General features: G+C 61.0%; 18 protein-coding genes. 13 read left to right on the top strand and 5 right to left on the bottom strand.

Annotated elements, in window-relative coordinates; all coding sequences use genetic code 11:
• Window positions 1–6: 6 nt before the first annotated feature.
• Window positions 7–513 (bottom strand): hypothetical protein, encoded by a 507-nt coding sequence (locus ACP7AP_RS08470; RefSeq protein WP_426033767.1) that lies wholly within the window; start codon window positions 511–513, stop codon window positions 7–9.
• 191 nt (window positions 514–704) lie between these two features.
• Between ACP7AP_RS08470 and ACP7AP_RS08465 the strand changes: the two genes are divergently transcribed.
• Window positions 705–1,940: an MFS transporter gene (locus ACP7AP_RS08465; RefSeq protein WP_426033766.1), complete on the top strand. Its 1,236-nt coding sequence runs from the start codon at window positions 705–707 to the stop codon at window positions 1,938–1,940.
• A gap of 209 nt (window positions 1,941–2,149) precedes the next feature.
• Here the strand turns inward: ACP7AP_RS08465 and ACP7AP_RS08460 are convergent, their stop codons facing one another.
• Window positions 2,150–2,836 (bottom strand): response regulator transcription factor, encoded by a 687-nt coding sequence (locus ACP7AP_RS08460; RefSeq protein WP_426033765.1) that lies wholly within the window; start codon window positions 2,834–2,836, stop codon window positions 2,150–2,152.
• 151 nt (window positions 2,837–2,987) lie between these two features.
• Here ACP7AP_RS08460 and ribA point away from each other — a divergent pair, with 151 nt between their 5' ends.
• The 3 genes from ribA (at window position 2,988) to ACP7AP_RS08445 (ending at window position 6,593) form a co-directional block, all read left to right on the top strand.
• Window positions 2,988–4,073, top strand: coding sequence for a GTP cyclohydrolase II (gene ribA, locus ACP7AP_RS08455; RefSeq protein WP_426033764.1), 1,086 nt, complete (start codon window positions 2,988–2,990; stop codon window positions 4,071–4,073).
• Entirely contained in the window at window positions 4,070–4,570 is a 501-nt protein-coding gene (locus ACP7AP_RS08450) for a L,D-transpeptidase family protein (protein WP_426033763.1), read from the top strand. Before ribA ends, ACP7AP_RS08450 begins: the two co-directional genes overlap by 4 nt.
• Before the next feature lie 151 nt (window positions 4,571–4,721).
• The gene (locus ACP7AP_RS08445) at window positions 4,722–6,593 is read left to right on the top strand and encodes an alpha-amylase family protein (RefSeq protein WP_426033762.1); all 1,872 of its coding nucleotides are present in this window, start codon (window positions 4,722–4,724) and stop codon (window positions 6,591–6,593) included.
• A 62-nt stretch (window positions 6,594–6,655) separates the two neighbouring features.
• Here the strand turns inward: ACP7AP_RS08445 and ACP7AP_RS08440 are convergent, their stop codons facing one another.
• Both ACP7AP_RS08440 and ACP7AP_RS08435 read right to left on the bottom strand, forming a co-directional pair.
• Window positions 6,656–7,309: a YggS family pyridoxal phosphate-dependent enzyme gene (locus ACP7AP_RS08440; protein ID WP_426033761.1), complete on the bottom strand. Its 654-nt coding sequence runs from the start codon at window positions 7,307–7,309 to the stop codon at window positions 6,656–6,658.
• 113 nt (window positions 7,310–7,422) lie between these two features.
• Window positions 7,423–8,373, bottom strand: coding sequence for a porin (locus ACP7AP_RS08435; RefSeq protein WP_426033760.1), 951 nt, complete (start codon window positions 8,371–8,373; stop codon window positions 7,423–7,425).
• A 449-nt stretch (window positions 8,374–8,822) separates the two neighbouring features.
• Between ACP7AP_RS08435 and ACP7AP_RS08430 the strand changes: the two genes are divergently transcribed.
• The 5 genes from ACP7AP_RS08430 (at window position 8,823) to holA (ending at window position 14,418) form a co-directional block, all read left to right on the top strand.
• Window positions 8,823–9,338, top strand: a complete 516-nt coding sequence (locus ACP7AP_RS08430; protein WP_426033759.1) for a DUF3576 domain-containing protein — start codon at window positions 8,823–8,825, stop codon at window positions 9,336–9,338.
• A gap of 132 nt (window positions 9,339–9,470) precedes the next feature.
• A complete protein-coding gene (leuS, locus tag ACP7AP_RS08425) occupies window positions 9,471–12,209 on the top strand; it encodes a leucine--tRNA ligase (RefSeq protein WP_426033758.1) in 2,739 nt (912 codons plus the stop codon).
• 57 nt (window positions 12,210–12,266) lie between these two features.
• Complete coding sequence (gene lptE, locus ACP7AP_RS08420) at window positions 12,267–12,761, top strand: LPS assembly lipoprotein LptE (protein WP_426033757.1); 495 nt, start codon at window positions 12,267–12,269, stop codon at window positions 12,759–12,761.
• Window positions 12,758–13,408, top strand: a complete 651-nt coding sequence (locus ACP7AP_RS08415; protein ID WP_426033756.1) for a phytanoyl-CoA dioxygenase family protein — start codon at window positions 12,758–12,760, stop codon at window positions 13,406–13,408. Before lptE ends, ACP7AP_RS08415 begins: the two co-directional genes overlap by 4 nt.
• Window positions 13,405–14,418, top strand: a complete 1,014-nt coding sequence (gene holA, locus ACP7AP_RS08410) for a DNA polymerase III subunit delta (protein ID WP_426033755.1) — start codon at window positions 13,405–13,407, stop codon at window positions 14,416–14,418. Before ACP7AP_RS08415 ends, holA begins: the two co-directional genes overlap by 4 nt.
• Before the next feature lie 3 nt (window positions 14,419–14,421).
• Here the strand turns inward: holA and ACP7AP_RS08405 are convergent, their stop codons facing one another.
• A complete protein-coding gene (locus ACP7AP_RS08405; protein WP_426033754.1) occupies window positions 14,422–14,988 on the bottom strand; it encodes a hypothetical protein in 567 nt (188 codons plus the stop codon).
• A gap of 252 nt (window positions 14,989–15,240) precedes the next feature.
• Here ACP7AP_RS08405 and ACP7AP_RS08400 point away from each other — a divergent pair, with 252 nt between their 5' ends.
• From ACP7AP_RS08400 to ACP7AP_RS08385, 4 genes are all read left to right on the top strand, one after another.
• The gene (locus ACP7AP_RS08400) at window positions 15,241–15,579 is read left to right on the top strand and encodes a hypothetical protein (RefSeq protein ID WP_426033753.1); all 339 of its coding nucleotides are present in this window, start codon (window positions 15,241–15,243) and stop codon (window positions 15,577–15,579) included.
• A complete protein-coding gene (locus tag ACP7AP_RS08395) occupies window positions 15,567–16,682 on the top strand; it encodes an HPP family protein (protein WP_426033752.1) in 1,116 nt (371 codons plus the stop codon). The genes ACP7AP_RS08400 and ACP7AP_RS08395 overlap by 13 nt, the downstream gene beginning before the upstream one ends.
• Window positions 16,683–16,700: 18 nt before the next feature.
• Window positions 16,701–17,132 (top strand): GAF domain-containing protein, encoded by a 432-nt coding sequence (locus ACP7AP_RS08390; RefSeq protein WP_426033751.1) that lies wholly within the window; start codon window positions 16,701–16,703, stop codon window positions 17,130–17,132.
• A 197-nt stretch (window positions 17,133–17,329) separates the two neighbouring features.
• On the top strand, window positions 17,330–18,496 hold the full coding sequence (locus ACP7AP_RS08385; protein WP_426033750.1) for an ABC transporter substrate-binding protein: 1,167 nt from the start codon (window positions 17,330–17,332) through the stop codon (window positions 18,494–18,496).
• Window positions 18,497–18,561 lie beyond the last annotated feature (65 nt).

The following is an 18,561-nucleotide window of genomic DNA, read 5'->3' as shown; positions in this document are numbered from 1 at the left end:
GCTTTCCTAGTGACGTGTGGCTGGGGTGGCGAAATAACCGCCGGTGGCTGAAAGTCTGTGAATGATATCAAGGGTAGCGCGGCCAACATGTTCCGCCACCTGCACGGCTTCATAAGCGATGTCGGGTGGCAGCATGGTCAGCGCAAAGGCCATCGCATCTTCGCGATCCCCCGCCGTAGCCGCAGCCACCATCTGCGCGAAGGCGCTTTCATCACCGCCAAGGCAGGCACAGTGGGTGTGGTGCCGCATCAACGGGCGGCGACCCATCTGCACCATCAGCGTGATCAGGTGTGCGAGGTTATTCACCTCAAGCGCCGCCTGCTCTGCGCCAAAAATCGCGGTGAAATCTTCCGCCACCGCAATACGTCCGGCCTCACCATCGCACCATTGCCGCAGCAGTTGCACCATGCCGCGCTCCAGCGGCGGCATATCTGCCAGCATCCCCACCGCAGCACCGCCACGAACCGGGCTCGCCTGCGTGACTTTCGACGATTTGAACCAGGAATAGCTCATGACTTCCAACTGCCTTTCGAGACTGCACGTTGCAACCAACGCCCTGCCGACAGGTTGGGCCTTGTCGCATTAACTGACGGATTCGCTCGGAATTGTAAATCCGATTCTTTCTGTCGGCTAATCGCTGCCAAGCCTGCGCTTGACCCCACCCCATCTTGACCCCACCACATGCGCCATGCAGTCATGCCGCCATGATCCAAATCCCGCTCTGGCAAAACCGCAACTTCCGCCTGATGTTCGCCTCATCAGCCGCCACCAACCTTGGTGACGGCCTGATCACCGTCGCCGTGGCGTGGCTCGCCACCTTGCTGACGCAAGACCCCTTTCTGATCGGCCTTGTCGCCACCGCCCGCAGCCTGCCGTGGTTTCTGTTCGCCTTGCCCGCAGGCGTGATCACCGACCGCGTCGAGCACCGGCGCCTGATCATCGGCGCCGATTGCCTGCGGATTGTGATCTCCCTCGCCCTGCTGACCCTCGCGCTGACCGCCACGCCCGGCACCGGCCCGGTGCTGCTGATGGCCGCGCTGTCGTTCGTCTTGGGCAGCGCCGAGGTCTTGCGCGACAACACCGCACAAACCTTCACCCCTTCCGTTGTAGAGAAAACCCAACTGGAACAAGCCAATGGCGCGATGTGGAGCGCCGAACAACTTGCCGGCCAGTTCATCGGCCCGCCGCTTGCTGGCCTGCTGATCGGTGTATCGGTGGCGCTGCCGTTCGGCATCCAAGCTGCGATGCTAGTTACAGCCGTCGCCCTGATCGCCAGCATCAAGCTGCCAAAACGCGCGCAAACCACCCCACATCTGCCGATGCTGGCTGCCTTAAAAGAGGGGATGCTCTGGCTCTGGCGCGACATCCCGCTGCGCCGCTTGGCGTTCATTCTGGGCGGCGTCAACTTCATCGGCTACGGTTTCGCCGCCGTGCTGGTGCTGTACAGCCAACGCGTTCTCGGCCTCGATGCTTTCGGCTTCGGCATCTTCCTGACGCTTCCGGCCATCGGCGGCCTCGCCGCCACCCTGATCGGCCCACGCATCCTGCGCCACGTCACGCCAAGATCGGCCATCCTGCTGGGCATGACCGGATTCACAGCCGCCGCTCTCGTCTTAGCCCTGCAATCCCCGCTCTGGCTGATCGCAATCTTCATGGTGCTCGATGGCTTCTCCGGCATGTTGTGGAACATCGCCCAAGTCAGCTACCGCCAACGCCACATCCCCGCGCCGCTTTTGGGCCGCGTCAATTCCGCCTTCCGCTTCATCGGCACCGGCCCTGCGGCGTTTGGAGCCTTCACCTTCGGCTGGCTGATCTCATGGGCGGGTTCGGGGGCCGAGCCATGGGGCATGGCTGAAGCCGTCTTGCTGCCCTATTGGGTCGCCTTCGTCATCGCCGGGGCATTGACGCTCTACGCCACCGCCCGCCTGCAACTGCGATAGCAAGATCGGGACAAAAGAGGCCGGGCACAAGGCCCGGCCAGGTCCAACAGGGAGGGTGCTGTGCCATAACCCCGACACAGCAAGGGGAACTTTAGGGCCATCAGGCGGGGAGGACGCCATCTGGCCTAATCCGATAGATAGTCATTCAATCAGGCAACAATAAGACCCGTAAGTGACGAAAACCTTACCTAAAGCGACCAATCTTAACCTTAGGCGACCAGCTTATAGCCGCCATTCTCGGTCACCAGCAGCCGCGCATTGCTCGGATCAGACTCAATCTTCTGCCGCAGACGGTAGATATGCGTCTCCAGCGTATGCGTCGTAACCCCAGCGTTATAACCCCAAACCTCGTGCAGCAGCACATCGCGGGCCACCACGCCTTGTTGCGCGCGATAGAGATACTTCAGGATGTTGGTTTCCTTTTCGGTCAACCGCACCTTTTTATCCTTAGCATCGACCAGCATCTTCTGCGCCGGTTTGAAGGTATACGGCCCCATCTGGAACACCGCGTCTTCCGATTGTTCATGCGTGCGCAACTGTGCCCGAATCCGCGCCAACAACACCGGAAACTTGAACGGCTTGGTCACATAATCATTGGCACCCGAATCAAGGCCCAAGATCGTGTCGCTGTCGGTGTCATGCCCGGTCAGCATCATGATCGGGCATTTCACCCCGGCCTTGCGCATACGGCGGCACAATTCGCGGCCATCGGTATCCGGCAGACCGACATCCAAAATCACCAGATCGAAAAGACCCGCCTTGACCTTCTCCATGCCCTCGGCCCCAGTGCCGCCCTCAAACACGTCGAAATCTTCGGTCATCACCAGCTGTTCGCTCAGCGCTTCGCGCAGATCGTCATCGTCATCGACCAGCAGAATTTTGCGTAGCGTTGCCATATGGGCCTCCATCAGCCGAGCCGTTTGCTCTTACACAAACACATGCGCCGCGCCTTCGGTTCCGACAAGATTTGCTACAATCGTCTCACGCGCTCGTGTCGCTGGCTTGGGAAATGTTTCAATCCGCTGCAGTTTCGCCTATGTAACCCGCATGAGCCTGCGCCCCTCCACCCCCGAAATCCTCGCCCGCGCCCGCGCTGACCTTCGGCTTGGGCTGGCCATCGTGCTGACAGGTGGTGGTCAAGCCATGCTTTGCGCCGCCGTCGAAGAACTGACCGACGCGCGCCTTGCCGCCCTGCGTGCCGAAGGCCAACCCGAACTCGCCCTCACCGCCCGCCGCGCCGAGACGCTGAAAGCCATCCCCTACGACACCGATCTCGCCCGCCTGCGGGTGCCAGAGGGTGCCGATCTGCGCTGGCTGCGCGCCGTCGCCGACCCCGCCGACGATTTGCGCGTGCCGATGAAAGGCCCGCTGGTGGCGTTGCGAGACGGCCCCGCCACCCTGCACCGCACCGCAATCGCACTGGCAAAATCCGCGCAACTGCTGCCCGCAATGCTGCTGGTTCCTGTAACTGACGGCCTTACCCTCGCCGCCCGCAACAACCTGACCCTGCTGGCGAACACCGATTGCGCTGATCTGGAGCGCCTCGCGCCTTTGGCCCCGGTGATCTCCGCCCGCCTGCCAATGGCCGCTGCCCAAGCGGGTCGTCTGCACATCTTCCGCCCCGACGATGGCAGCGCCGAGCATTACGCCATTGAGATCGGCCGCCCCGACCGCGACAAACCCGTCCTCGCCCGCCTGCACTCCGCCTGCTTCACGGGTGACGTTTTAGGTTCCCTGAAATGCGACTGCGGCCCGCAACTCCACGCCGCCCTCGCTCAGATGGGGACAGAGGGCGCGGGCGTTCTGCTATATCTGAACCAAGAGGGCCGAGGTATCGGTCTGGCCAACAAAATGCGCGCCTATTCCCTGCAAGACCAAGGCTTTGACACCGTAGAGGCCAACCACCGCCTCGGCTTTGAGGATGACGAACGCGACTTCCGCATCGGCGCGGAAATCCTGCAAACCATGGGCTTCTCCCAAGTGCGCCTGCTGACCAACAACCCAAAAAAACTGGCGATGCTGCAAGCCTGCGGGTTGACCGTGACCGAACGTGTGTCGCTGCAAGTCGGCCAAACCGCGCAAAACCAAGGCTATCTCGCCACCAAAGCCGCCAAATCCGGGCATCTGCTATGAAATCATCTGACCTGATCCTGACCCCGATGGGCCTGCTGTTCCAGAACCGCCGCTTCCCCTGCACCATCGGGTGCGGCGGCATCACCCAAGACAAACACGAAGGCGACGGCGGCACGCCCACCGGAACCCATCGCATCGTCGGCATGCTCTACCGCCCCGACCGCATCGCGCGCACGGCGCTGCCGGATTGGGCGCTGCCGATCCGCCCGAATGACCTGTGGTCCGATGATCCCAACGACATCGACTACAACCAGATGGTGCGCGCGCCCTATCCCTATAGCCATGAGAATCTGACGCGCAGTGACCCACAATATGACCTGATCCTGATCACCGACTGGAACTGGGTAGAACCCACCCCCGGTCGCGGCTCGGCCATTTTCATCCACACATGGCGCAGCCCCAGCCACCCCACCGCTGGCTGCATTGGCCTTGCAAGGCAAAACCTGCTCTGGATCGCAAACCGGCTGCGTCACGAGTCTCGGCTGGTCATCCGCTAAGGCGGTTCAGGTTTTTCACAAAAGCAAAGGCATCGGAAAATGCGGTCGAGCTTATGAAAGAGGCAGCGGTTTCCGATTCCATGTAAACCTGAACCACCACCTTCCCAAAGCGGTTCGAGCATCTTATCCTGAAGCCGAACAGGGGGATAAGATGGCAACAGCTGCAAAACCGGACGACCAGATTTTCGCCCTGCGCATGGCGCGATCTGCCCTTGATCTGTGGCCGATGCTGGATCAACTTTACGGCCAGCATCCCGCTTACGCCCAATTCAGCACTGATCTGAAAGCCGCGCTGGCCGAGGGCTGGCGCGACCGCCCCGCCGATCTCAAGATACTGGACCTAAAGCGGGATTTGGAACCAGACTGGTTTCAACGCGTCGATATGGCGGGCTATGTCTTCTACATCGACCGCTTTGCAGGCAACCTGCGCGGTGTGCTGGATCACCTTGATTACCTTGAAGACCTCGGCATCACTTATGTCCATTTTATGCCATGCCTGAACCCCCGCCCCGGCGATTCCGATGGCGGCTATGCGGTGATGGATTATCGCAACATCAACCCGGATTATGGCACGCTGGACGATTTCAAAGCGGTTTCAACCGAACTGCGCAAGCGCGGCATCTCTCTCTGCATCGACCTTGTGCTGAACCACACCGCGAAAGAACACGCGTGGGCCAAGGCTGCAGCCACTGGCGACAAGACCGCGCAAGACCTGTATTGGATGTTCGACACCCCCGACCTGCCCCGGTCCTATGCCGAAACCTTGGTCGAGGTTTTCCCCGACAACGCCCCCGGCAATTTCACCCATTACCCCGAATTCGGTAAATGGGTCTGGACCACCTTTAACGAACATCAATGGGATCTGAACTGGTCTAACCCGCAGGTTTTCCTAGAGATAACAAAAATCATGCTGCATCTCGCCAACACCGGCGTTGATGTTTTGCGGCTGGACGCGGTGGCCTTCATGTGGAAGCGCATGGGCACCCGCTGCCAGTCGGAACCCGAAGTGCACATGCTTCTGCAAGCCTTGCGCGCCTGTTGCCGCATCGCAGCCCCTGCGGTGATCCATCTTGAGGAAGCTATCGTCTCGCCGCAAGAAATGCTGCCCTACCTTGGCCGCGGCAAGCATGACGGCCGCGAGGGCAACCTCGCCTACCACAACTCCCTCATGGTGCAATTCTGGAGCGCGCTTGCCACACGCGACACCCGCTTGATGACGCATGTGCTGGCCAGCCACTTCCCGGATCGCCTCACCAATGCGACCTACGCCACCTACATCCGCTGCCACGATGACATCGGCTGGGCTGTCACCGACGAAGATGCGGCGGCCTGCGGGCTTTCCGGCGCAGCGCACCGCCGCTTTCTGTCCGATTTCTACGAGGGCAGCTTTCCCGGCAGTTTCGCCGAAGGGGCACCGTTTCAAATCAATGAAGCCACTGGAGACAAGCGGATTTCCGGCAGCTTTGCCTCGCTCGCGGGGTTAGAGGCGACAGATCAGCATGACCGGGAGATGGCGGTGCAGCGCATGCTGATGGGCCATGCGCTGATCGCGGCATTCGGCGGCATCCCGTTGATTTACATGGGCGATGAACTGGCATTGCTGAACGATCGAAGCTATCTGGTCGATCCCGCCCACGCCCATGACAGCCGTTGGATTCACCGCCCGCGGATGGATTGGGCGCTGGCAGCAACCCGCCATTCCGGCAATTCCCTGTCGTCGCAATGCTTCCTTGGCACCCAGACCATCCTTGCCAGACGGCGCGCCACGCCGGGGCTGCACGGCGGGCATCCAACGCAGATCATAGATACCGGGAATCCGACGCTGTTCGCGGTGCAGCGCGCAGCACCCACGGGGCCGATTCTATGCCTGTTCAACTTTTCGCATCATTGGCAGCATGTAGCGGGCGGCTGGTTGCAGGCGCAGGGCATCACGCATTGGCACGATGCTTTGTCGGATCAGATTGTGACGCTGCATGGCGATTATCTGGCGCTGCCACCCTATGCGCGGGTCTGGCTGAGCTGAGGCTTATCGCTTCCTGCGGGCGCTCTGCGCTTGCGATAAGCGCCCGAAGGAAGCGCAGAGCCTTAGCCGTAACGCCGCGCCCCAAAAATCGCGCTGCCCACCCGCACATGGGTGGCACCTGCGGCAATCGCGGCTTCAAAATCGCCACTCATTCCCATCGACAAGCCAGCGAGACCATTGCGCGCGGCCATCGCGGCCAAGGCGGTGAAATGCGGGCCTGAAGCCTCGGCCTCGGGCGGGATGCACATCAGACCCGCCAAGCTGAGATCCATCGCGCGGCAGTCGGCGATAAAGCCATCCAGCGCCTCGGGCAGAACCCCGGCCTTCTGCGGCTCGGCCCCGGTATTCACCTGCACGAACAACTGCGGACAACGCCCGCGCGCCTGCGCCAGTTTTGCCAGTTTCTCGGCCAAAGACGCCCGATCCACGGTATGGATCGCGTCAAACAACTCGACCGCCAGTTTTGCTTTGTTGGTTTGCAGCGGCCCGATCATATGCACCGCAACGCTGCCAAATTCGGCCCGGAACCCCGGCCATTTCGCCTGCGCTTCCTGCACGTAATTCTCGCCAAACAGCCGATGGCCAGCCTCTAACACTTCACGCACCCGCGCGTCGGGTTGCACCTTGCTGACCGCGATCAGTTGCACCGAACCGAGGATTCGCCCCGCCGCGGCTTCTGCCGCCCGCACCCGCGCTAAAATCACCTGCAACGCCATGGTATCTCCGCGCTTTTTGGGCCCCTGCTTTGGCCGCACTTGATCACTGCCCCGCACAAAAGAAAAGAGCGGGCACAAGGCCCACTCTTTCCGAAGTATTTTGATCGGTTAGATTAGAACGACATGCTCACGCCGAGGTCACCCTGCATTCCGCCGTCGAAGCCCGACTCGATGGCACCAGCCAAGGTCGCGCCGCCGAGGTCGTAGGAAGCGCCGATACCGTAAGCGGTGTCGAAATCTTCGCCCAACGTATTGGCGCCGTCCGAGTCAGTCACATAACCAGCAAGGGTGATACCGTTGATGGTGTAGTTGCCGTAAAGAGTGATGGTTTTGCCCAGATCCGACAGACCATTGTCGTTGTAGTTCAAGCCAACATTTGCAACGTCGTTGATCTTGTACGCTGCACCAATGAAGGTCAGGTAGTTGCCGTCACGGCCAGCGCCTTGGTCAGCGTAAGCTGCTGCAACGGTGAACTGACCGGTGGTGAAGTCAGCAGCAACCGACAATTCGTCGCCATTGTCGCTCAGGTCATCAGACGGGATGGTCTGGTCAAACTGAATGTACGAAACCTTCAAGTTCACGCCGGAGTACGAGTAAGCCGCATAGATACCAACGCGGTTCAGCGCGTAAGGACCGCTGCTGAACGAGTAATAGTCGCCTTGCGGATCGCCGAACGAACGCCCTTGGAAGCCGATTTCCGGGTTGTACATCAGAGCAACCGAGTCAAACGCGGTGTTTGCGTTACCAACTTCAACACGCACGCCGCTTGCTTCAACGTAAAGCATTGCCGGGCTGAATTCAGCAGCGGTACGTACGCCACCGGTGTCTTGAATTGCAGTACCATTGGCGTTCTGGAAGCGGATACGGCCACCGTAGGTTACGCCGTTGTCAGCTTCAAACTTTGCGTCAACGTTGATACGCAGACGGTAAGCCAGTTGTACTTCGTTTACACGGTTTTCGTTGAAGTCCAGACCGAAACGGCCCGAACCGCTCAAGGTTACTTCAGCAGTGGCTGCACCAGCGGTCAGAGCCAGCAAGGTGGTGGAGAGAAGAATTTTTTTCATCGTGTTTCCTCGTTTTTTCTCAAATACGCGACCATACTCAAGCGATGCTGAAGCAGGTATGTCGTCGTTTTCCTCTGCCACGGGCCTGATTGCAACGGGAAGCGCAGCAATCAGGCCAATCGGACACTCGGTGATGCACCCTTGCCACAGTTGCAGCGCCCGCCACGACCGCAGCTTTTGGTGCAAAAACCTTGAACTGTGGATGCCTACAGGCGCGCTTGTTACCAGAAGCGCGGTTGGTTGCGCGCGATTCTTTTTTTTCCCAGCGGGGAAGGCCTATGGTTTTTTACATACAGGACACCATGCGCAGACCTAAGCCCCACATTTGGTAGAGCCCCCCTGCTGTGCCACAAGCTGTGCGTGGGCGGAAACCCTGCGTTTGGCGGAAAAGCCTTGGCACGCCCGAAGCTGTCAGTATAAACAGCGACAGGTTGGTATGGAGAAACCGGATGATCTTGCGTCGTATCACGGGTAAAGCGTTGAATTTTGGCCTGATGGCCGCGCTTTTGACCAGCCTTTCCGCCTGTGGCATGCTTGGCAGAGCAGGAGGCGGGTCTTATGACCCCAAAGTGCAGGCCGAATTGTCGCGCGAGAACCGCGAAGCGGCGAAGGGTCGTCAAACCGGCATCGGCACGCTGTTTTCCAAATCTGACAACCCCAACACCACGGTAGAGGTCAATAAATATCTCTGGAAGGCCAGCCTCGACATTCTGAACTTCCTGCCCATCGAATCGGTGGACCCGTTTACCGGCGTGATCGTGACTGGATATGGCACACCTCCGGGTGGCGGCCGCTCGGTTCGTGCGACGATCTATGTGCAGGACCCGGCCTTGGATGCGCGCAGTCTGAAGGTGGCGATGCAGGGCAGTGGCGGCGGTGCGGTCTCGCCCGAAACCATCCGCGCGGTGGAAGATGCCATCCTGACCCGCGCGCGTCAGTTGCGGATTCAGGACAGCGGCTTGTAAGCGGTACTGGTTCGTCAAACTGGGGCCAGCCCCAGACCCCAGGGATATTTGAGCACAGAGGAGGTGGGCAGGCTGGACCTTGCCCCCGTTGCCAGTGTAATTGCGCCAAGGAACTAGCCTGAGGGGCCTGATATGTCGCGCTACGAACCCAAGACCATCGAACCGAAATGGCAAGCAGCTTGGGATAGCGCCGAGACGTTCAAGGCGCGGCGCGATCCGTCACGCCCAAAGTATTATGTGCTGGAGATGTTCCCGTATCCGTCAGGCCGCATCCATATGGGCCACGTGCGCAACTATACGATGGGCGATGTGGTGGCGCGCTACAAGGCCGCGCAGGGGTTCAGCGTCTTGCATCCGATGGGCTGGGATGCCTTCGGGATGCCCGCCGAAAACGCCGCGATGGAACGCGGCGGCCATCCGAAAGAATGGACCTACGGCAACATCGCCGAGATGCGCAAGCAGATGAAACCCTTGGGTCTGTCGATTGACTGGTCCCGCGAATTCGCCACCTGTGACCCGGAATATTACGGCCAACAGCAGGCGATGTTCATCGACATGATGGCCAAGGGCTTGGTGTACCGCAAGAATGCCGTGGTGAACTGGGATCCGGTCGATATGACCGTGCTGGCCAATGAACAGGTGATTGACGGCAAGGGCTGGCGCTCGAACGCTGCGGTGGAACGCCGCGAGTTGACGCAATGGTTCTTCAAGATCAGCGATTATTCTGCCGAATTGCTGAGCGCCTTGGACGGCTTAAAAGATTGGCCCGAAAAGGTCCGCCTGATGCAAGCCAACTGGATCGGCCAATCGCGCGGCTTGCAATTCGCCTTCACCACTACCGGCGCGCCGGAAGGCTTCGACCGGATCGAAGTCTACACCACCCGCCCCGACACCCTGCTGGGGGCGTCGTTTGCGGCGATTTCGCCTGATCACCCACTGGCAAAACATCTGGAGCGTCACGACTCTGCCGTCGCCGCCTTCACCGCCGAATGTCGCAAGGGTGGCACTACGGCTGAGGCGATGGAGACGGCGGAGAAAATCGGCATGGATACCGGCATCCGCGTGCTGCATCCGTTTGATAACTCGATAGAACTCCCGGTCTATATCGCCAACTTCGTGCTGATGGATTACGGCACCGGAGCAATCTTCGGCTGCCCGGCGCATGACCAGCGGGATCTGGATTTTGCCCGCAAATATGGGCTGCCCGTCATTCCAGTGTTCAGAATTCCCGAAGCTATTCACGACCATGAGCATCCTGACAGCGATTTTGAGAAATCGAGCTGGATCGAAATAGAGGATCGCGGGGATTCTGGCGAAGATCGACCAACCTACTCACTTTATCAGCGCATTGTGAATGCCGCCTTTGCTCCGCCAAAATCAGAGACGGTGGAATACATCCGTGGTTTCGCAGGTGATGACTACCAAACCGGCGAAGACGCCATCGCCGCCGCCATCGCCGAATGCGAAGCCCGTGGCATCGGTCGCGGCGTCACCAACTACCGCCTGCGCGACTGGGGCATCAGCCGCCAACGCTATTGGGGCTGCCCGATCCCGGTGATCCATTGTGCCGCCTGCGGTGTGGTGGCCGAGAAGAAAGAGAACCTGCCCGTCCGCCTGCCGGACGACGTGACTTTTGATATCCCCGGCAACCCGCTGGATCGTCACCCGACATGGCGCAACTGCACCTGCCCGCAATGCGGTGCCGATGCGCGGCGTGAAACCGACACGATGGACACTTTCGTCGATAGCAGCTGGTATTACGCCCGCTTCACCGCCCCACATGCGACGACGCCCACCATCGCCGAGGATGCCGATTACTGGATGAACGTCGATCAATACATCGGCGGTATTGAGCATGCGATTCTGCACCTGCTGTATTCCCGCTTCTTCGCCCGCGCCATGCACGCCACCGGCCATTTGCCCGCCAAAGCCATCGAGCCGTTCAACGCTTTGTTCACCCAAGGCATGGTAACGCATGAGATCTACAAAACCACCGACGCCAACGGTCGTCCGGTGTATCACCTCCCCGAGGACGTGACGAGTTTCAGCCTCGCCGACCGCCGCGTCACCGTGCTGGGTGATGTGCCGCCGCCCGATCCCGATATGATCGCCGATATCGACGCATGGCTGCAGGCGCTGGGCGACGAAGGCTCATTGGTTGAAGTTATCCCCTCTGCCAAAATGTCGAAATCGAAGAAAAATGTCGTCGATCCGATGAATATCATCGAAGCCTTCGGGGCCGACACCGCCCGCTGGTTCGTGATGTCCGACAGCCCGCCCGAGCGCGATGTGGAATGGACAGCCTCCGGCGCGGAAGCCACCTTCAAACACCTGTCCCGCGTCTGGGCTCTCTGTTCCCGCATCGGCGACATGCCCGCCGATCATCAGGGCATTGGCGACCAAGACATCGCCAAAGCCACCGCCAAAGCCACCGAGGAAGTCACCCGCAGTATTGAGACCTTCGCCTTCAACAAGGCCATCGCGGCGCTTTACGGGCTGACCAACACCCTCGCCAAAGCCAACGGCTCGACCCCCTCGATGAAACAAGCCATCCGCACCCTCGCGCAACTGATGTGCCCGATGACCCCGCATATCGCCGAATCGATCTGGAGCTATCAAGGCGGTGCAGGCCTCTGCGCCACAGCCCCTTGGCCGAAAGCCGATCCGGCGTTGCTGGTGGATGATACCGTCACCCTGCCGATCCAGATCAACGGCAAACGTCGCGCGGAAATCAGCGTGCCCACGGATATGCCTGCTTCCGAGGTTGAAAAACGCGCGCTGGCGGATGAAGCTGTGGTGAAGTTCCTCGCAGGCGCGCCTGTGAAGAAAATCATCGTTGTGCCGGGGCGCATCATCAATGTCGTCATTTAAGGCGTGGTGCGTTAACTTGATTTCCATTGCGAACAGCAACGGAAAAGGTGATTTTCAATGACCACAACACGCCCTAACCGCCGCCTGTTCCTGCTGATACCGCTGGCCCTCACCGCCTGCGGCTTCACGCCCGCCTACGGCCCCGGCGGCCCGGCGCAAGGCATCCAATCCAGCATCCGAGTCGCCGACCCTGCCGACAAAAACGCCTTTGATCTGGTCGAGCGTCTCGAAGAACGTCTGGGCCGCCCCCAAGCGGCGCGGTTTGACCTGACCTACACAATCAATACTTACGCCGCCGGGGTCGGCATCGCTCCCGACAACGCTATCACCCGGTATAACCTGAATGGCGTGATCGACTGGGCGCTGACCAACCGCGCCACCGGAACCCGCGTCACTGGCGGCCAAGTCAAAAGCTTCACCTCCTACTCCGCCACAGGGTCCACCGTCGCAGGCTTGGCGGCCCAAGAAGACGCCGCCCGCCGCCTGATGCGCATCCTCGCCGACCAGATCACCGCAAGACTGCTGGCGACCTCCAACAGCTGGAACCAATGACCGCGCCCGAAGATTTCGCGACGACAGGCAGGCACTGGATGTGCCAAGCCCTGACCGAAGCCGACCTCGCCCCCTATGACGCTATCGCCAACCGCAATCACGGCCCCGGCGCGCGGGTGGATCTGGGCGGCGACTTTGGGACAAATACTCCCCTGACCCGCGGCATCACCGCCCTATTCCCCGATTTCCACGCCGTCCGCGCCATGGTCTTCAACAAGACCGAAGCCAACAACTGGGGCGTGCCGTGGCATCAAGATCGCCTGATCGCCGTCGCAGCCCGGCACGAGGTCGAAGGCTTTCACAACTGGTCGCAAAAGGCAGGGGTCTGGCAGTGCGAGCCACCTTTGGATTTTCTGAACCAAATGCTGTTCGTGCGCCTGCACCTTGACCCGGCCGAGGCGGATTCTGGGCCAATGGAAATCGCCCTTTACAGCCATCACGCCAAGCTCATCCCCAGCGCCACCTGCGATGCCACCGCCGCCGCCCATCAAACCGAGCTTTGCACCGCCCAGCGCGGCGATATCCTGATCCTGCATATGCTGACCCTACACCGCTCGCGCCCGGCAGCCCAACCCAGCGCCCGTCGCACCCTGCGCGTAGATTTCACCAAATCCGCCCTTCCGGCCCCGTTGGAGTGGGCAGCATGAAACTCGCAGGCATCGAAGCCTCGCGCTACTGCGCCAAACCCGACCCCAACCGCGCAGGGCTGTTGATTTTCGGTGCCGACACCATGCGCGTCGCGCTGAAACGGCAAGAGGCCATCGCCGCGCTGATCGGCCCGCAGGGTGAGGCCGAAATGCGCCTGACCCGCATCCAATCCTCAGATCTGCGCAAATCCCCCAGCCTGCTGACCGATGCCACCCGTGAAGCAGGCTTCTTCCCCGGCCCCCGCGTCGCCTTCCTAGAAGATGCCACCGATGGCCTCACCGCCTCCATCGCCGCCACCCTACAAGACTGGCGCGCGGGCGATGCGCAGATCGTGGTGACAAGCGGCAATCTTACCGGAAAATCCACCCTCAAAACCCTGTTCGAAAAACACCTGAACGCCGTCAGCATTGGCCTTTATGACGATCCGCCAACCCGAGAAGAAATTGAGGCTGAACTCGCCAAAGCCGGCCTGAAAAACTTCGCCCCCTCGGCAATGGCCGACCTCGCCACCCTCGCCCGCGCCCTCGACCCCGGCGATTTCCGCCAGACCCTGGAGAAAATCGCGCTTTACAAATACAACGACCCGACCCCGCTGACGCCCGAGGAAATCCACGCCCTTGCCCCCGCCACCATCGAGGCGGAGGTCGATGATCTGATCGCCGCCGCTGCCGACCAAAACGCCAACCTGATCGGCCCGCTGCTGCGCCGACTTGAAGGCCAAGGCCTGCTGCCCGTTACCATTTGCATCGGCGCTTTGCGGCATTTCCGCAGCCTGCATATCATGGCCTCTGATCCCGGCGGCATCACCTCTGGCATCATGAAAGCCCGCATCTTCGGCCCCCGCCGCGACGCGATGCAACGCCAAGCCGGAAACTGGGGAATGCTGCGCCTTGAAGATGCCCTCAGCCTGCTGGTTGAAACCGACCTCACCCTGCGCTCCACCTCCCGCGCCCCGGCGATGGCGGTGATGGAGCGCGCGCTGATCCGGCTTGCGATGATGAAGCGCTAGACTTTACAGCGGGGAATGTGCCACCCCACCAAACAACACAAATGCCGCATAGACCGCCCAGAACATCAGACAAAACAACCCAAACCGCAGCCAGCGCGACCTTGTGCCAGACACGATCAGCGCCGCAACCGGATACCACAGCCCTGTCGCCGCCGCCCAGACCAGCACCATAATGCCAAGACCCTGCAGATTGCCCGAGACAAACACCATCAGCCCGCCCCATATCCACGGCACCCAGTCAAACACCGCAATCGGCGTGACAAAGGCCAGCGCCAGCGCACCAACCACCCGCCCCCGGTTCAAGCGCAGTACCCCGCGCATCCGATGCCGGTTCGCCCAGAACAGCACCGCACTCGTCGCAATGCCATAAGCCAGCACCAACGCAAACGGCACCGTCGTCAGCGGCGAGGCGACAAAAATCATTCCCCCTTGCTTCAACAACATCGGCGCGCGCCAAAACACCGCCAAAGCCCAAAACAACACTGCCAGCGGCAGCGCCACCCGCCGCACCCATCGCCAAGGCAGCGGCAACACGATCTGCAACGGCAGGATCAGGTTTTTCTCGTCCATCATCCCGCAACCAAATCACCCCCAACGCCGCGCGCCAAGTGCGGAAATCCCCACCTCACGCGACTTAATCCGCCTCGCCATGATGAAAAGCGGCTAAATCCCTAAAAATTACCTCAAATTATCATCCTCTCTGCTCAAATATCCCACCGGGGTCCGGGGGTGTGAAACCCCCGGTTCAACGCCAGCTCCAAGCCAAACCTTGACCTCCCCCGCCCCACCTGCTTCAACCCAAGCAAACCACAGCAGGCCCCCATGCCCAAACTGCTCTCCCCGATCGAGACCTTCCTCGCCCCCCTCAGCAAACTCGCCCTCAAACACCCCGAGGTCGAAGCCGAGGTGATCTGGGCCAACGGCCAGGAATGGGAGCCCCAGCAAGGCATCGACGCCCTGTTAGAGGCCGAAGAAATCCCGTTCTACGCCGAGGGCCTGCTTCTGGAAGGCTTTCAGATGCACTACCAGATCCTCGCCGAGACTGAGGCCCCGAAACACCCCGCCCATGTCCGGCTGTTCTTCTGGCAAATCGATCCTCCCACCCTGCCAACCCCAGAGCCCGACCTCACCCTGATCGCAAGCGCCACATGGCCCAACTAAACATGGCCCGCCTGACCCAAACCCTGAAACACATCCTGCATGGCCTCGGCCCCTCGATGCCCGCGCCAAAGCCCTCCGAGGCCTTCCGCGCAAGCCTCGGGGCCGCCCTCGGCCTCGCCCTCACTGCGGCAATGCTCTGGCTGCTCAACCCCAGCGCCAACCTGATGACACATCCCGCGCTGATCGCCCCGTTCGGAGCCTCCACCTTCCTGATCTTCGCGGTGCCAAACAGCCCGATGGCGCAGCCTTGGGCGGTGGTGTTGGGCAACGCCGCCTCCGCCCTCGCCGCCATCCTCATCCTGCACGCGGGCCTCCCGGTGCTTCCAACCGCCGCCCTAGCCGTCATGCTGGCCGTCCTCGCCATGGCCAGCTTGCGCGCCATGCATCCCCCCGGCGGTGCCGTCGCCCTCGCCACCGTGCTTTCGGCCAACCCCGACACGCTTCCGGGTCTGCACTACCTTCTCCTCCCCGTCGCCAGCGGCAGCCTTGCCCTCGTCGCCCTCGGCATCGCATGGAACCACGCCACCGGTCGGCGCTATCCGTTCCGCATTGCCGCTGAACCCCCGCAACATGGCACCAAAGACCCCGCCCCCGACCGCCGCTTCATCCCCTCGCCCGACGTGCTCGCCGCCACCCTCACCCGCCTGCGCTTGGGCTCAAACCTCGGCGTCGAAGACCTCGCCCGCCTGATCGAGGCCGCCGAGACCGAAGCCAATGCCCGCAACCTTGGCCCCACCACTGCCGCCCAAATGATGTCGCGCGACCTGATCCAAGTCGCCCCCGACACCAAGCTTCCCGACCTTGCCGAAAGCTTCCGCAGTCACCGCTTCAAAACCCTGCCGATCCGCAACCGCGATGGCAGCTTCGGCGGCCTGGTGTCGCAAGCCGCCCTCGTGGGCCGCGCCGATCCGCACCTTACCGCAACGATGCTGGCTGACTCCGAGACCCGTCACGCCACCCCGCAGACCCCGCTGGCCAGCCTCATCGCCCTGCTCGCAGACGGCGGCCAACAGGCCGTACCCGTCTTAGAAGACACGCAACTTGTCGGCCTGATCACCCGCTCTGACCTGATCGCCCTGCTATCCGGCCACATGCCGACCTGATCCCATCTGGAGACGCCAATGCCCCATGTCTACGACACCCTGCACCAAGCCTGCGCCGCGCTTGGCACCCGCCTGTTCACCGTCACCGTGCAAGACCTGAAACTCGGGGTAGCGCGCCGCGCCTATACCTCGCATCCGGTGGAATACCCGGTATCGGGCACCAAGCCGCTGACCCGCGATGGCTGGTATGACTTCTGCATCACAGGCCAACAAACCTTCGTCGCCAACACCACACCCGAGTTTGCGAAGTACTTTTTCGACCATGCCCTGATCACTTCGCTCGGCCTCGGCTCTTGCATCAACATCCCTCTGATCGAGGGCGGCGAGGTGCTGGGCACCGTCAATCTGCTGGCCGAAGAACATCACTTCACCCCGGCAAAGCTGGCCGCCTATGAAGGCCTTGTCACCCAACACCACGCCGCCCTCGCCACTGAAATGGCCAAAGGCTAAGCCTGGCCTTCCTGAACAATGGGTGGGGAAAGCCCGCCCTTCCCGGCCTGAAGCTTGCACATTTCCATCGCCCCGACTTATCGTTTGATCAAAAAAATACCGCCACCCTGTGATTTTCTGTTGCGAAACAGCGCCGCCCCGTTACCGTGATGCCATGACCGGGAACCCGGCTTGCGCTCAATCACAGGGAGCTTTCGATGACAAAAACCCGCAAATCCGCCACGGCTGCAGCACTTCTCGCCAGCCTCGCCACAGCCATCACACCCGCCTTCGCCGAGATGACCGAGGTGGGCGCTTCGGAAGGCCAACTCAATATCGTCGCCTGGCCCGGCTATATTGAACGCGGCGAAACCGACAAAGCCTATGACTGGGTGACGAAGTTTGAGGCCGAGTCCGGCTGCAAAGTTGCTGTAAAGACCGCCAATACCTCGGATGAAATGGTCGCCCTGATGAACGAAGGCGGCTTTGATCTGGTCACCGCTTCGGGTGATGCCTCACTCCGGCTGATCGCGGGCAAACGGGTGCAGGCGATCAACCCCGCCCTGATCCCGTCGTGGAGCAAAATCGACCCCCGGCTGCAAGATGCCAAATGGTTCACGGTGGATGGCGTCCACTACGGCACCCCCTATCTCTGGGGGCCTAACGTGTTAATGTATAGTACCGATGTGTTCAAGGAAGCGCCAAAGTCCTGGAATATCGTGTTTGAGAAGATGGACCTGCCCGATGGCAAGACCAACGAAGGCCGCGTGCAGGCCTATGATGGCCCGATCCACATCGCCGACGCCGCACAGTATCTCATGTTCCACAAGCCCGAGCTGAAAATCACCTCGCCCTACGAGTTGAACGAAGATCAGTATAAAGCCGCGCTTGACCTGTTGCGCACCCAGCGCACCTTGGTCAGCCGCTACTGGCACGACGCCTATATCCAGATGGATGACTTCAAAAACGAAGGCGTGGTGGCTTCGGGCTCGTGGCCGTTCCAGGTCGGCCTGCTGCAATCGGAAAAACTCCCCATCGCCTCGACGATCCCCGAGGAAGGTGCGACGGGCTGGGCCGACACCACCATGCTCGCCGCCGATGCCGCCAACCCGAATTGCGCCTATAAATGGATGGAGCATACGCTGTCATCGAACCTGCAATCCGATCTCTCGGTGTGGTTCGGCGGCAACCCCGTGGTGCCCGCCGCCTGCACTGACAAATCCGGCATGCAAACCGCCGAAGGCTGCACCGCCAACGGTCTGGATGATTTCGACAAGATCAAATTCTGGACCACGCCTGTCGCCAACTGCGCCCAAGGGGAAGGCGCGTGTGTGCCGTATTATCGCTGGGTGTCGGATTACATCGGCGTGATCGGCGGGCGGTAATAATCAGCGTTGGGGTGTAACCCCACCCTACATCACGGCAGGGGTCAGCGCCCCTGCCTGCTCTC

Origin of the sequence: Cypionkella sp. TWP1-2-1b2, assembly GCF_049896245.1 — a bacterium.
Lineage (GTDB): Bacteria > Pseudomonadota > Alphaproteobacteria > Rhodobacterales > Rhodobacteraceae > Cypionkella.
This window is presented reverse-complemented; position numbering and strand designations above follow the sequence as displayed.